Consider the following 15055-nt stretch of genomic DNA (forward strand, 5'->3'; position numbering starts at 1 on the left):
TTACCCTTGTTTTGACCAATTTGGGTTGGTAGCCAGTATCAAACGTATCCTGTAAACAAGACCATACCTATGCATATTAAATATAAGCATGAGTCCATATTTACAAGTTACCCAATTTTCCTGGGATTTCTCTAGTTCTGACACGAGAAAAATATTAATTATTCTTATGTATCATCAGAAACAAGGTATTTATTAACCAACAAGACCAGAACGGAGGGCGCGAACAGCAGCTTGGGTACGGTCATCGGCACATAATTTGTTTAAAATATTACGGACATGGGTTTTAACAGTACCAACAGTAATATACAGTCGCTCGGCAATTACAGCATTGCTACAACCTTCAACAATTAATTGTAAAACTTCCAATTCGCGCTCAGTCAGGGTGTAGGGGTCGATAGAATCCTCTTCGCTAGAACTACCATTACGGGGGGGAATTGGTTTTGCGGGAACAGCACCGGTTTCAGGAGGGGAATTATCTTGGGCTTGACGCAGAACAATTCGCGCGATCGCTGGATCAATCCAAGAGTTACCACAGGATGTAATCCGGACTGCATTCAAAAGGTCGTCGTTGTCCTTCATACAGTAGGAATCAGCACCAGCAGCAAAGGCAGCGAGTACGGCTTCCCGGTTATCCCGCAGGGTGAGAATCAGTACTTTAGTGTGAGGATTATCACTACCAACACTAGATTTTAGCTCCCGTGTCACCTCGATACCATCCTTATCCGGTAAGCCGATATCGACAATCGCCACATCTGGCTTTAAATTTGATAATAGCTGTATTCCTTCGTTGCCATTGCCAGCTTCGCCAACGATTTCAATATCGTCGCTTTGCTGCAATGTAGTCCGAATACCCATCCGGGTTAATTCATGATCTTCAATCAAAACCACACGAATTTTACTCATAGTCGAGTTCTGCCCGTTTGACGCTCAAAGTTCAATAAAGTCTGTTGTCAACTTAATATCATCCAAATATTGCCCTATAGTGCCATCTAGATGTAAACCTACAATTGATAACCTCCCATCGATATATCTCCCGTGTATGTCACCATACCACGATCTAAAGATATCGATGTTTCTTTGATAAAGCCAGCATCTATGACAATTTGTTAGCTTGGCAATAGGCCATCGTTACCAAACACCAAACAAGTTTTTTCAAATTTACCAATTAATCAATTTTGATTCGGGATACTTCCTCAATGTAACCAAAGAATCATTTTATCTAAATTGTGTCATTTTTTGAGTTCACTATATGAACAATGGGCACAAATAAGTATATATACCGCCTACTTGGGGTCTGCGGAAAAAGTCTGAAGCGTGAGGGTAGGGAGCAGGGATTAGGGAGTAGGGAATAGTTTGAAGTCAAAAATTCCACTTTTTATTGACTGCAAAAAATTACAGATGCAAGGTTTTTGAGCTTTGCACACCTATTTGGAAAGCACTTTTGGCGATGAAAATACCCTCAAAAGCTTACAAGACAAGAATTTTACTATTTTTCAGCAAGCGCTACTTCCGGTTAGTATTTTCTGTCCGGATTGGCTGGTGAATAGATAGCATCTTGAAGTAATTATTATTTTTGCTCAAAGACAAAGCCGACTGAATGTGGGAAATATTGGTGTTCTAATTGAAAATAAAGTCAAAAGTAATACCCATTCTTGTCGAAATAAATTTGATCAACTATGCTTCCTAATGAGTAAGGTGTGAGGGTAATCAAAAGTCGTCTATGTTAAAGGCACCAAAATTATTTTCAGTTTTAGAGTTACCAGTCCACGTCATGGATAATTATCCAGATTGGTTACTCGAACGGATGAAACAGGGTTTGGGAACCCATGTTGTGACATTAAATGCGGAAATGACCATGCAAGCGGAAGCAAACAGCGACCTATCCCAGGTGATTCGGGATGCGGAGTTAGTAATTCCCGATGGTGCGGGAGTTGTTTTGTACTTGCGTTTATTATTTGGTCAACGGGTCAAACGCATCCCAGGGATTGAGTTAGCAGAAACCCTATTGCGAGCGATCGCGCAAACAGAACCTTCTTTAAAAGTGTTTTTTTATGGTGGTACACCAGGGGTAGCGGAAAAAGCTGCTCAATTTTGGCAAAACCAGTATCCAGGACTACAAATTGTCGGAACCCATTCAGGATTCCACTCCCCCGAAGAATTAGAAGCCTTAAAACAAAATTTAGCAGTCCTTCAACCCAATTTAATTCTGGTAGGTTTGGGTGTACCCCGTCAAGAATTTTGGATTCAACAACACCGTTACCTCTGCGACCAAGCAACTTGGGTTGGGGTTGGTGGTAGTTTAGATATTTGGTCAGGAACAAAAACCCGCGCTCCCAAATGGTTAGCGAATAATAATTTGGAGTGGTTGTATCGCCTCTATCAAGAACCTTGGCGTTGGAAACGGATGCTCGCATTACCCAAGTTTGCCATCCGTGCCATTAGTTATCGTCTCAGTCCCAAGGCAACGGTTAGTCAAATATTACCCTAGTTTGTCCTGGATTTATCACCAACTTTTAGGGAATAGTCCGTGATGGGAGTAGAGACGACCTACCGAGTCGTCTCCAGGGGAGTCGGGAGTAGTAGGAAAAATAACCCATGACTCAACCTTAATCACTTGCTCTAGATGCAAGTTTGTGAGTTTTAAAAGGTTTGGTTCGGAATACATTTTTAGTGATTGGAGGCTATTTATACTTGATAATTAAGTATAAATAGTCTCCTATTTTTTTAAACTTGAATAGTAGGGAAGAGAGAATAGGGAATAGCCATCATGTCCTTTGCTGATACACCCTATGGCTTGGCAATGATATAATACACATTTGATGTATGCGAGTTTTAGCTTATGAATATCCGAGACAAAACAGACACACTTCAGTCGGAAATTGATCAAAAAAGACAGGAAATTCGCTCAGATAACTACTCAACATCAATTGGAGAATGGATTAGCCTGTATCAACAAGGTGAAATTGAAATACATCCTGAATTCCAGAGATTTTTCCGTTGGTCAGACTATCAAAAAACAAAATTAATAGAATCTATTTTGCTAGGAATCCCGATTCCACCTATTTTTGTGTCCCAAAGGGAAGATGGTATTTGGGATGTGGTTGATGGTTTACAACGGCTATCAACTATATATCAATTTGTGGGTATATTGAAGGATGAAGAGGGAAAACTCATACCACCATTGACTTTACAGAAAACAGAGTATTTACCATCATTAGAAGGTAAAGTATGGGAGGATAAAGAGCATCCAGATGGTTCTAGCAAGGGATTTACTCCTACTCAGCGACTTTTAATAAAAAGGGCAAAAATAGATGTGAATATTCTGTTAAAAGAAAGTGACCCTTTTGCTAAATACGAATTGTTTCAAAGATTAAATACTGGTGGTTCTATTGCTACTCCTCAAGAACTACGAAACTGTATTTTAGTCAGTTTAAATCCCGATTTTTATCGCTGGATTAAAAAACTTAGTGAGAATGAAAACTTCCAAGCCTGTATTGCTTTAAATGATAAGTCTCTAGAAGAACAATATGATATTGAAATTTTATGTAGATTTTTGGTACTGCGAAATATAGACGAAAACTTGTTGAACAAAATTCCTGATGTTGATTCATTTTTTACGGAACAAATTCAGGAAATTGCTAACAATCCTAATTTTGACAAAGAATTAGAGCAAGCCGCCTTTGAAAAAACATTTCAAGTTTTATCTGAATGTATGGGAAGTGATAGCTTTAAAAAATATGATGTTAATAAACAAAAATTTTATGGTGGCTTCATGTTGGCACCTTTTGAAACAATAGCTCTAGGAATTGGTTATAACTATCTCCAATATCATTTAAGTGTTGGGGAATTGAGAAATAAAATTATTGAAATTTGGTCTAATCCAGATTTTACATCGGCTTTTGGCAGAGGCAAAGATGCTAGAGCGAGATTACCGAAATTAATTCCCCTGGGTCGTAGATTATTTTCTGTATGAAGAAAATTCGCACTCTTGAGGATTTAAATCAGAGGTTAACAGATGATTTCGTCTGGAGAAAAAAAGAAATTTCTGATTTGAAAGCTTTGATTGAAACTAGGAGTTTTACGACTAGTAAACATAATGCCTTACTACGTAGTGGAGTAGCACTGTTATATGCTCACTGGGAAGGATATATTCGTACTGCTGCAACTAGTTATTTGGAGTTTGTTGCTAGACAAAAATTAACTTATGGGGAATTGGCGATCAATTTTGTGGCAATCGCAATGAAAGCGAAACTGAATGAAGCTAATGATACCAACAAGGCCACAGTATTTACAGCAGTGACAAATTTGATATTGACTCAGGTACATCAAACAAGCTCCATTCCCTATGAAGATATAATTTCCACCGCTTCTAATTTATCTTCGGCTATTTTACGGGAAATTACTTGTCTCCTGGGTTTAGATTACTCTTTCTACCAAACGAAAGAGGTCATTATTAATGAACAATTACTAAAGCGCAGAAATGCGATCGCTCATGGTGAATATTTATCCCTCGACCGCGATGAGTATCAACAATTGCACGACGAAATCTTAGCAATGATGGAAAATTTTCGTACTCAGGTAGAAAATAGTGCTTGTCAAAAGTTGTATATACGTAATCAATGCACGTAATTATAAAAGTTGATCAAAGGCTAAAAATTATACAGCCATCCGAGGGGGATTTGTGAAAGCTTCCATGTAGGGTTGTTAACAGTTACCAGTCATCAGTCAACGGCACGCTATTTTTCGCGACTTAAATCGGATTGCTTTAATTATACGTGAGTACTCCTAGGTCGTAGCTCGCTACAACGGATTCAAATAACCCCTCTCCAAACCTTTCCCCTCTTGGAGAAAGGCTTTGAAAACATAGATTTTTGGTTAAAACTACGGATTTTTCTGACCCTCTCCATCCTGGAGAGGGGTTGGGGTGAGGTTCATCGAATTCACGTTAATTATCATACATAATTTCATTACTTGCCGTTACATCTGTCTATGAATAGTTAATAAGGGTAATCAGAACTTATGAAAGTGATTTTTCCTACTCCCCATTCCCAATTCACAACGAAGAAGGAAATTTATTTCTGAGTGATGATAATTTCCCTTTGCTGAGTGGGAATACTGATTGCATAGCAAAAATATAAAATTTTCACGAACCCACTAAATCAGCAATGCCAACTTTAACAGCAAAAGAAATACTAGAACAACAATTTCCTGCATCAGAGACAGCGACTAAATCCGTGGAAACCCCAACCGAGTTCTGTGTGGAATTTCGGAATGTAAGTAAGGTTTATGAAAATGGACGAGGTGCTTTATCTAATGTCAGCTTTCAAGTTGGGAAGGGGGAATTTTTATTTATTACTGGACCAAGTGGTTCTGGTAAGTCCACTTTACTCAAGTTATTGTATGGTGAGCAAATTGCAAGTCAAGGGGAAGTGATCGTCAATGGACAGAATGTGGGATTGCAACGGGGAAATCAATTATCGTATTTGAGACGACAAATTGGTGTGATTTTCCAGGATTACAAGTTGATTCCCCAACGGACTGTGACTGAAAATATTAGTGTGGTTCTGCAAGCACAAGGTTACACCCGGAAGGAAATTCAGCGTCGTCTGGAACCTACCCTGAAATTAGTGGGTTTACAAACAAAAGCCAATTGTTTCCCAGAACAACTTTCGGGAGGAGAACAACAACGGGTTAGTATTGCTAGAGCAATTGTGGCTACTCCACCCCTAATTTTAGCTGATGAACCGACGGGTAACCTTGACCCAGATAATTCTTGGCAAATTATCCAAATTTTACGTAAATTAAATCATTTCGGTGCGACAGTAATTGTAACTACCCATGATGAACAACTGGTGAGACGTTGTGATACCCGCGTGGTTCGGGTTTGTAATGGGGAAATTTATCGACGGTAATTACTGAGCAACCCCTGGTGATTCAAAGGGACGGATGATGGGTACTGCTGGGGTTTCCGTTGTTTGGAAAATCCCTGCGAGTGCTTGTTCTAGACTTGGAGCCATGACAATCCGGTTTTCGTAGACGACTATTACCCGTGCTAGGGTTGGTAAACTGTTTTCAGTTGCTTGTAAATATAATGGTTCGACGTACAATAGGGACTGTTCGATGGGAATAATTAGTAAGTTACCTTGGATTGCTCTAGAACCTTGACGGTTCCAAAGGGATATTTGCTGGGAGATTACGGGGTCTTGGTTGATCCGAGCTTCGATTTGTTCCGGACCAAAGACTAAACGCTGTTTGGGAAAGTTGTATAGAAGTAGTTTGCCATAATTTTCTCCGTCGGAACGAGCTGCTAACCAAGCAATGAGATTGGTGCGTTGACGGGGTGTGTAGGGTATGAGGAGAATAAATTCTTCAAAATCAACTTTGGGAAGACTGGTAATCAGGTAGTAGGGTTCGACTAAACTGGGTTCGTCTGCGTAAACTTCTTTGGGGATTTGCCATTGGTCTTCCCGGTTATAAAAAACTCGCGGGTCGGTCATGTGATAAACCATTAACCGTTCGGCTTGAATTTTAAAATAGTCAATTGGGTAACGCAGATGGACTTGCAGGGTTTTCGGCATTGATTCCAGAGGTTGCAGCAAACTGGGAAAAATCTTCTTCCAGGTTTGAATCACTGGGTCACTGGTATCTGCGATGTAAAATTTTGCACTTCCATTATAGGCATCGACAACGACTTTCACAGAGTTGCGAATATAGTTAATTCCTTGTTCCCCCATATCCGAATAGGGGTAATAATTACTGGTGGTGTAGGCATCAATTACCCAAAATAAATGGTGGGGTGTACCGATATCCGTCACTACTAGATATGGGTCATTGTCATAGCGTAAGAAGGGAGCGATCGCCTGAATTCTTTGTCTGATATTACGGCGAAATAGTATTTTCGTATCGGGTTTAAACTGGGTAGTGACCAGCATTCGCCAGTCTTTCAGGTATTGGGCAAACATCAAGCGATGCCACCAGGAGCTAATGTATATCCCCCCTTCCCCATCGTAGGTAGTGTATACGTTATCACGACCACTGGGGTAATCTAATTCCTGTTGTTTTGTATTCGTCATCACGTAGTTATCCGTGATTTCCCCATAGTAAATACGCGGATGATTAATGGGTATGGTGGCACGGATCGATGGATCGGAGACCGTTAGGGCTTCCCCTTCAACTGTACCAATATCTTTGACGAAATATTCTGGTAAACCCCCAGGAGCAACGGTGTTGACGGGACTCATGGTAAATCCGTAGCCGTGGGTATAAAGTAAATGGCGGTTGACCCAGGTTTGGGCTGCTTGGGGAATTTCTCGATAATCCAGTTCTCTGGCGGCAATTAGCACCTGACGGGTGTTTTTTTTGCTTTCGGAGGTGGGAAAGGTGTAGCGGTCGATATCTGCATCGGGAAATCGGTAGTAGGGGCGAATTTGTTGGAGTTGGCGATTTGTTTCTAGTAAAGGACGTTGATCCCAAAGGCGAATATTGCGAACCGTCAGGTCGTTATTTTCCAGGTCGGTGGGGGTGAGGTTGGATTGGGGGTCAAAGGTTTGGGCATTGACATTATCCAGATTAAATGCTTGTCTGGTCATGGCAATGGTGCGTTCGATGTAGGGTTCTTCTCGGGGAAATTCGTTGGGTTGAACGATAAGGTATTGGACTAGGGTAGGTATAATTTCCCCAACTATTGCCATTGTGAATATGGATAGGAGAAGACCAGAAACGACTACACGCCGACTTCGGGGATGACGTGGCCAAAAAATTGTACGTCCCAAAAGGTATAAAGCAATTACCAGGGCAAAAATTGCCAAAAATGTGTAGGCTGGTAATTGGGCGTGAATATCGGTGTAGCTAGCTCCAAAGGCGACTCCCCGTGGTGAGTATAGCAGTTCGTAGCGACTCAACCAAAAGGACAGGGCTGCGATTAACATTACAGCTCCACCGGTACCGTAAAGGTGGCGTTTTTGTTGCCAAGAAAAGCCGGGGAATTTACCTTCACTCCAACTATTACCGGAGAGTAGATAGGTAGAGGTGACAGCGACAAAGGTGTAGAAAAATAAACCACCGAGCCAAAATTCGATTAATTGCCAAACGGGTAGACTGAAGAAGTAGAAGCGGATATCCTGCTGAAAAACCGCATCTTTGGTATTAAAGGCGGTGGGTTGGAAAAATTGTAAAAAATTACCCCAGTGTTGGCAGACAACCTGGGCAAAAATCAGTGAGAGGATAATCGCGATCGCATTTAAACAGGTACGTGGATATCGCAGGATCAGTACGGATAAAACCAGAATGGGGAGGAGATACCAGGGTTGACCTGTTAATTGTTGAGCTAATTGCCAAATTACTTCTGGTTGAAAGCGGGGGGGAATGGCGTTGATGATGTTATAGTTGTTGTTACCACGTTGCCAGTAACTAACGGCGATTTGTCCGTAGTGGAGTAGTATGAGACCGACCAGCACACCCAGGCTAAAAATGGTGGGGATAAGCCAGTAAAAGGTGACAGGGGTCGGGGAGATGGTATCTGTAGGTGGTAATTTCCAGGAATAACGTGGTAATAATTGGCTGGTGACAGGGGTTGGTTTAACTGGCTGTCGATATCGCCAACGCTGGGCTAATTGTAAATTACCTAGGGAGTATCCCAGGGCGATCGCCAAGACTCCAATCCACAAAAATCCTTGGGTGAGGAGTCGAGTCCAAAAAACCATTAAATAGCCAACTTCTCTATACCAAAGAATTTCTGCACCAAGATGACAAATCACGTCGAAGCAAATCCACGCTCCTAATAGTAGTAATAGAGGGCGGATAAGCGATTTCCAGTCAAGTTGGAATTGGAAGGGAAGTTTGGAGATTTTCCACACGGAGTTAGAGAATACTAAGCATCTAAAATTATTATAGACAAAGTGGGCTGGGTTTCTGTTGGGTTAACCAATTGAAACAAGAATGCGACGGCTGGATTTTGTTGGTAGAGATGAATGAATTTTGTTGGTAAAGACGTAATATATCAATTTTAAATTTTGTTGGTAGAGGCGTAATATATTACGTGTAGAGACGTAATATATTACGTCTCAGCTAAGATGTAAGTACATAACGTATATACACCATATTGATGAATTCCCAAGCTGGAGAAGTCTCGATGTTGGGTTGGGAGAGAAATTCCCTTAAGGATGCGATCGCAGTTGATGCCATGTTGAATTTGGAATTGGGGATTGTCAAGACTTGTTAACAATATATGGGGATGCGATCGCCCGAATACGTCCTGTTGTCACCATTGCTTGATATACAAAGGCTGCTACTTCGCCCCTGGTTGCTGGTTTTTGGGGTAAAAGTTGGTTGGGATGGGGATAATTCACCACCAAACGATGGTGGGTGGCAGTGGCGATCGCGGTGTGGGTGTTTTGGGGTACACTTTGGATATCTTTGTAAATGCTAGCAAGATTGGTCGCTGGTTGGGGGGGTAAGGATAATCCGCTCACCAGGGAAACAATTACTTGCAGACGTTGGACATGTTGTTCGGGTCGGAAAGTGCGATCGCTAAATCCACTCACAAATCCTCCTGCGGTGGCTTTAAGAATTGCATCATGTGCCCAAAACTTCTTCGGTACGTCTACAAATTGGCTGGGATTGCGTTTCGGTGCAGGATTAAAGGCGTTGGTAATTAGGACTGCATATTCTGCACGGTTCATGGGTTGATCGGGTTTAAAACTGCCGTCGGCAAACCCATTAATCAATTTGAGACTGGCTAATCCCCGGATAAATGGTTCAGCCCAATGACCTGGCAAATCACTAAAGGTGGGTAGTTGGGTATTTGGTAAAACAATGTAGGGTGAACGAATAGCCGGAACTAAACCCCGAACCACCAAAGTTTGATAGACAATCGCTGCGATTTCCCCCCTGGTAATATCCCTTAAAGGTTCCAATACATCCCAATCGGGATAGTTGACAACTAACATGTTTTGTGTAGCGGTTGCCACTGCCCCCACTGCATAACTGGGAATTTGGGCGCGATCGCGATACATTGATAATAAATTTGCGTCTCCGGCTGTCAATTTTAAACCATTCACGAGGGAAACCAGGGCTTGAACTTTGGTTAGGGCTTGTTGGGGACGAAACGTACCATCGGGGAATCCACCCAAAAATCCGGCAGATGCAGCCGCATTAATTACCCCCGCAGCCCAAAACTGTTGGGGGACATCGGAGAATCGATTGGCGTTGATTGCTGGTAATTTAAAAATTCTCGCCACCAAAGCCGCATATTCAGCCCGACTAATCCGATTTTCCGGTTGAAAACCCCCATCGGGAAAACCACTAATTAAATCTTGGGATGCCAAACCCTCAATAAACTCCCTAGCCCAATGACCACCAATATCCGTAAATACTCCTCCTTTCTGGAATTGGGGGTTTAACTCCACCGTCGCTGCTCGAAACTCAATTGTCCCCTTCACATGCGCCGGATTCAGATTATTACCAACGGAAATTACCGGATATTTCGTATTATTAAAAACATCAAAATTTTGATTATCACTAAACCGATTAGCCGCCGGGTCATGGATATGACCGAAATCTGGTATTCCATTCCCATTGATCAACAACCCACCATCGGTATTTTGACTAACAATATTACCCCGCAGAACTGCACGAGAATCCTTCGCTAAGGCGATCGCCACTTTATTCTCTGTAATTTGATTATTCACAATCATTGGCGCACCATTATCCGTCACCGCCAACCCCAGGGGATTTTTACGGATTAAATTGCCAATACACTCCCCCTTACTGTTATTCGCAAACACCAACCCCCCCGAACCATTGCGAGCGATCGCATTATCACGAATCACAGGTTTAGCATTCCCGGTGACAAAAATCCCTTCCCGACCACAATTCGTAAATGTGTTATTGGCAATCACCGGCATCGTCGATTCAATCCACACACCCGTCCCCTTTGGTGTATGATTAGTAACAGTTACCCCCAACAAATAGGCATCATCCAGCAACAACAAAGTAATATTCTGGACACCAAACGTCAAACTTTGATAATTACCGCCACCATCAATCACAATACCTAAACCCCGATTTGCCTCATTTCCCACCACAGTTACCCCCTCTGGGATAACCAAAGGAAATTTTTCCCCATTGGCCGCATTATAGCTACCAGGGGCAAGACGAATAATCGCCGGAGTCGAAGTTACTTTCAGAGCGCGGGAGAGACTTTTCAACGGCGCACCCCGCATTCCCGTATTCGCATCATTTCCAGTCACGGGATTGACATAGAGAGTCGCAACAAGGGTAGAGTTCACCATTGGCTGTCGTCATGCAAGAAATGTTTAAATTATGACAGAATAAGGGGATTTTGGATTTTGGATTTTGCGGAAAGTTGGTGGTAGATTTATTCTTCCACCAAACTTTCCAAGACGGATTTTGGATTATTTTAAGCCTAGGGAGTAGGGAGTTGGGAATTGGGAGTGGGAATCATTTATCAAAAGTTTCAGAGATTAGGGGGTTGGAAGTTGGAATCATTTATCAAAAGTTTTCAGAGATTAGGGGGTTGGGAGTTGGGAATTGGGAGTTGGAATCATTTATCAAAAGTTTTCAGAGATTAGGGGGTTGGGAGTTGGGAATTGGGAGTTGGAATCATTTATCAAAAGTTTTCAGAGATTAGGGGGTTGGGAGTTGGAATAATTTATATTTCTTGTTTGCTTTTGTTCAAGCGACATGGGAGTGTAGAGTGGTAGGCGAGAGGCTTCTTTTTGATTCAGCTAAAATCAACATTAGGATATATGCGAAAATATAGCCTTTCTCATTTCCCCACAGATATGGAGTCCTGTATTTAGCTTGTAGTTGCGCTACTCTGGGTAACTTGCTTCCCGCGAAAGCGGGTGAACGCTCTTGCTATAGCGTTAAACCCAGGTTTTGAGTGAGTGAGCGATAAGCGTTGAGTTATGGGTTGTTTTCCCTACCATTCCCTACTCCCGTCACGGACTATTCCCTGGAAGTTTGAGGAATTGCTGAGAAATCCAGGCTTAGAGCAATCCAAAATCCGTCTTGGAAAGTTTGGTGGAAGAATAAATCTACCACCAACTTTCCGCAAAATCCAAAATCTAAAATCCAAAATCCAACATGCAAGCAGAAATCACCACCCCAACCCCCTCTACCACCCTCACCCGTCCGGAATTACTAGCTCCTGCTGGTAATTGGGAATGTGCTAAAGCTGCTGTTGAAAATGGAGCGGATGCCATTTACTTTGGTTTGGATCAATTTAATGCGCGAATGCGGGCAGAAAATTTTACGGAGAAGGATTTACCGGAGTTGATGACCTATCTCCACGGCCGTGGTGTCAAGGGATATGTCACATTAAATACCCTAGTCTTTCCCCAGGAATTGCGGGAGGCGGAAAGATATCTGCGTTCAATTATCAGTGCGGGAGTCGATGCGGTCATTGTCCAGGATATCGGTATTTGTCGGTTAATTCGTCACCTTTCCCCCGACTTCCCTATCCATGCATCCACGCAAATGACGATTACCAGTGCGGTTGGTGTGGAATTTGCCCAGGAATTGGGTTGTAATTTGGTGGTGTTGGCGCGGGAATGTTCCTTAAGGGAAATTAACAAAATCCAAAGCCAAATGGCCTATCGGGGTGCATCCCTTCCTTTGGAGGTCTTTGTTCATGGGGCTTTGTGTGTGGCCTACTCCGGACAATGTTTAACTAGTGAGGCTTTGGGTGGACGTTCTGCTAACCGGGGAGAATGCGCTCAAGCTTGTCGAATGCCCTACGAATTAGTTGTGGATGGGGAAGTGGTAGATTTGGGTGATAAAAAATACTTACTGAGTCCTCAAGATTTGGCGGGTTTAAGTGTTTTGCCGGAGTTGGTGAAGTCCGGAGTGAGTTGTTTAAAGATTGAAGGACGATTAAAAACACCGGAATATGTGGCCAATGTCACTAAGGTCTACCGTCAGGGTTTGGATCGAGTGATGGAATCTATGGAGCAGAGGGAAGTTGAAAAAGCAGATTTAGAGAATTTAGGAGATTCCACCGAAGACACTTACAAGCTGGAAATGGCTTTTTCCCGTGGTCTCTATACTGGTTGGTTTGCTGGTATTAATAATCAAGAACTGGTTCATGGAAGGTTTGGGAAAAAGCGGGGGGTCTATTTAGGTACTGTTACTCGGATTGGGAAGGAAGAAGTTGCGCTGAGGTTGGTAGCACCCCTGAAAGCGGGTGATGGGGTGGTATTTGATTGTGGACACCCGGAAGCAAAGGAAGAAGGGGGAAGGGTGTACCGGGTGGAACATCGGGGGAAAGAAACAGTTATTAGTTTTGGAGGTGGTAGTATTAACTGGCGACGGATACACATCGGCGATCGCATTTGGAAAACCAGTGACCCGGAATTAGATAAAAAAATCCGTCAGAGTTTTGAGGGGGATGTTCCGAAATTCCAGCGACCTCTGGATTTGGAAGTGCATGGTACAGAGGGAGAAAAATTAGTTGCGATCGCACGGGATCGGTTAGGTCATATGGCTGTGGTGGAGTCCGATATTTTGTTAGCATCTGCTCACCACAAACCGCTTACAACTGCTAAGTTAAAAGAACAATTCGGACGCTTGGGTAATACACCGTTTCAGTTAGGTGATTTTCAGAATCATCTCCAGGGTGATGTGATTATTCCGGTGAGCGAGTTAAACCGAATACGACGGGAATTAGTCAGCCAAATTACAACTCAACGCCAAAAACCACAACGCTTTACAATTCACGAACAAGCTAGTTTACAAGATATACTACCGCCATCAACCCAGACCGATATTTCCCAGTCAGTTAACCTGATAGTTTTGGTTCGCAATCTCCCCCAACTCCAAGCTACCCTGAATGCAGGTATAGAAACAATTTACTGCGAATTTACAGATCCTCGCCAATATCGGGAAGCTGTACAAATGGTACGCGATCGCCAATCCCCTGACCCCAGCATTTTTGTTGCACCTCCCCGCATTACCAAACCCGGTGAAAACTGGATTCTCCACCAAGTTCGTCAATCCGATGCAGATGGATATCTAGTCAGAAATTACGACCACCTACGCTTTTTTGCAGAGGACAGATGTATTGGTGATTTTTCCCTCAATGTTGCCAACCCCCTCACGGCTGATTATCTCAAACACCGGTTTGGCTTGGAACGATTGACCGCATCCTATGATTTAAATATTAACCAACTAGAAGATTTATTCCGAACTTCTCCCCCCCACTGGTATGAAGTGACAATCCATCAACATATGCCCATGTTCCACATGGAACACTGTGTTTTTTGTGCTTTCCTCTCCCCAGGGAAAGATTTTCGTGACTGTGGACGACCCTGTGAAAGGTATGAAGTAAAACTACGTGACCGGGTAGGTAGTGAACATGTTCTCCATGCAGATTTAGGTTGTCGCAACACCGTATTTAACAGCACAGCCCAAACGGGAGCAGAACACTTGCAATATCTGGTGACACTGGGTTTACGGCATTTACGGATTGAATTTCTCGACGAATCCCCGACACAAGTACAGCAAGTTATTCGTAATTATCAGCAACTTATTGCCGGGGAAATTACAGGCTCGCAAGTGTGGCGGAATTTAAAGTTACACAATCAATTAGGTGTGACGCGGGGAACTGTGAGAAGCTAGTATATTGAGTACCTAACCGGGAGCAAATGTCACCAAAACTACCTTGTCAAGAATTTAATTTATCTGGTGACGATACTCTGGGTGGTCACCTAGTTAGGTGAGGGCTAACGCCTTCATTCACGAAAAAAGTGTCTCCCCCCTTGGACTCCCACACGGAGCATGGGAAAACCGTTACGCATCTACACTTTCAAGTCATTCCCCCCATGTCGTTTAGACACAACCAAACAAGAAAATAGTTCATTTCTACTCCCCACTTCCCTATTTACAAGCAAGGGTTAGTACTATTCCCCGTAGACACTGATGAAAAATTGCTTCTTAGATGTCATAACCTATACTTCAAATGCTGTACAATTGGTGTTTCGCTTCTGACAGGAATGTTTATTTTTACTCCTACCATCAATCTGCTGACTCAGAA

General features: G+C 42.7%; 8 protein-coding genes. 5 read left to right on the forward strand and 3 right to left on the reverse strand.

Annotated features, from left to right (window positions below):
• Positions 1 to 192: 192 nt before the first annotated feature.
• A complete protein-coding gene (locus tag CDC37_RS23280; RefSeq protein ID WP_096625575.1) occupies positions 193 to 903 on the reverse strand; it encodes a response regulator transcription factor in 711 nt (236 codons plus the stop codon).
• Positions 904 to 1720: 817 nt separating this feature from the next.
• Between CDC37_RS23280 and CDC37_RS23285 the strand changes: the two genes are divergently transcribed.
• The 4 genes from CDC37_RS23285 to ftsE all read left to right on the forward strand — a co-directional run bounded on the left by CDC37_RS23285 (position 1721) and on the right by ftsE (position 5912).
• Complete coding sequence (locus tag CDC37_RS23285; protein ID WP_096625577.1) at positions 1721 to 2488, forward strand: WecB/TagA/CpsF family glycosyltransferase; 768 nt, start codon at positions 1721 to 1723, stop codon at positions 2486 to 2488.
• 351 nt (positions 2489 to 2839) lie between these two features.
• The gene (locus CDC37_RS23290; protein ID WP_096625579.1) at positions 2840 to 3973 is read left to right on the forward strand and encodes a DUF262 domain-containing protein; all 1134 of its coding nucleotides are present in this window, start codon (positions 2840 to 2842) and stop codon (positions 3971 to 3973) included.
• Complete coding sequence (locus CDC37_RS23295) at positions 3970 to 4629, forward strand: MAE_28990/MAE_18760 family HEPN-like nuclease (RefSeq protein ID WP_096625581.1); 660 nt, start codon at positions 3970 to 3972, stop codon at positions 4627 to 4629. The genes CDC37_RS23290 and CDC37_RS23295 overlap by 4 nt, the downstream gene beginning before the upstream one ends.
• A gap of 536 nt (positions 4630 to 5165) precedes the next feature.
• On the forward strand, positions 5166 to 5912 hold the full coding sequence (ftsE, locus tag CDC37_RS23300; protein WP_096625583.1) for a cell division ATP-binding protein FtsE: 747 nt from the start codon (positions 5166 to 5168) through the stop codon (positions 5910 to 5912).
• Here ftsE and CDC37_RS23305 read toward each other — a convergent pair whose 3' ends face one another.
• Positions 5913 to 8855 (reverse strand): UPF0182 family protein, encoded by a 2943-nt coding sequence (locus tag CDC37_RS23305; RefSeq protein WP_442861055.1) that lies wholly within the window; start codon positions 8853 to 8855, stop codon positions 5913 to 5915.
• A 351-nt stretch (positions 8856 to 9206) separates the two neighbouring features.
• Complete coding sequence (locus CDC37_RS23310) at positions 9207 to 11291, reverse strand: S-layer homology domain-containing protein (protein ID WP_096625585.1); 2085 nt, start codon at positions 11289 to 11291, stop codon at positions 9207 to 9209.
• An 817-nt stretch (positions 11292 to 12108) separates the two neighbouring features.
• Here CDC37_RS23310 and CDC37_RS23320 point away from each other — a divergent pair.
• Positions 12109 to 14640, forward strand: a complete 2532-nt coding sequence (locus tag CDC37_RS23320; RefSeq protein WP_096625589.1) for a U32 family peptidase — start codon at positions 12109 to 12111, stop codon at positions 14638 to 14640.
• Positions 14641 to 15055 lie beyond the last annotated feature (415 nt).

It is taken from the genome of Calothrix sp. NIES-3974 (genome assembly GCF_002368395.1).
Classification (GTDB): Bacteria; Cyanobacteriota; Cyanobacteriia; order Cyanobacteriales; family Nostocaceae; genus NIES-3974.

What these genes read in the sequence shown, in the direction of transcription:
- CDC37_RS23280 (WP_096625575.1), bottom strand. Translation starts at nt 903, where the DNA reads ATGAGTAAAATTCGTGTGGTTTTGATTGAAGATCATGAATTAACCCGG.
- CDC37_RS23285 (WP_096625577.1), top strand. Translation starts at nt 1,721, where the DNA reads ATGTTAAAGGCACCAAAATTATTTTCAGTTTTAGAGTTACCAGTCCAC.
- ftsE (WP_096625583.1), top strand. Translation starts at nt 5,166, where the DNA reads ATGCCAACTTTAACAGCAAAAGAAATACTAGAACAACAATTTCCTGCA.
- CDC37_RS23290 (WP_096625579.1), top strand. Translation starts at nt 2,840, where the DNA reads ATGAATATCCGAGACAAAACAGACACACTTCAGTCGGAAATTGATCAA.
- CDC37_RS23310 (WP_096625585.1), bottom strand. Translation starts at nt 11,291, where the DNA reads ATGGTGAACTCTACCCTTGTTGCGACTCTCTATGTCAATCCCGTGACT.
- CDC37_RS23295 (WP_096625581.1), top strand. Translation starts at nt 3,970, where the DNA reads ATGAAGAAAATTCGCACTCTTGAGGATTTAAATCAGAGGTTAACAGAT.
- CDC37_RS23320 (WP_096625589.1), top strand. Translation starts at nt 12,109, where the DNA reads ATGCAAGCAGAAATCACCACCCCAACCCCCTCTACCACCCTCACCCGT.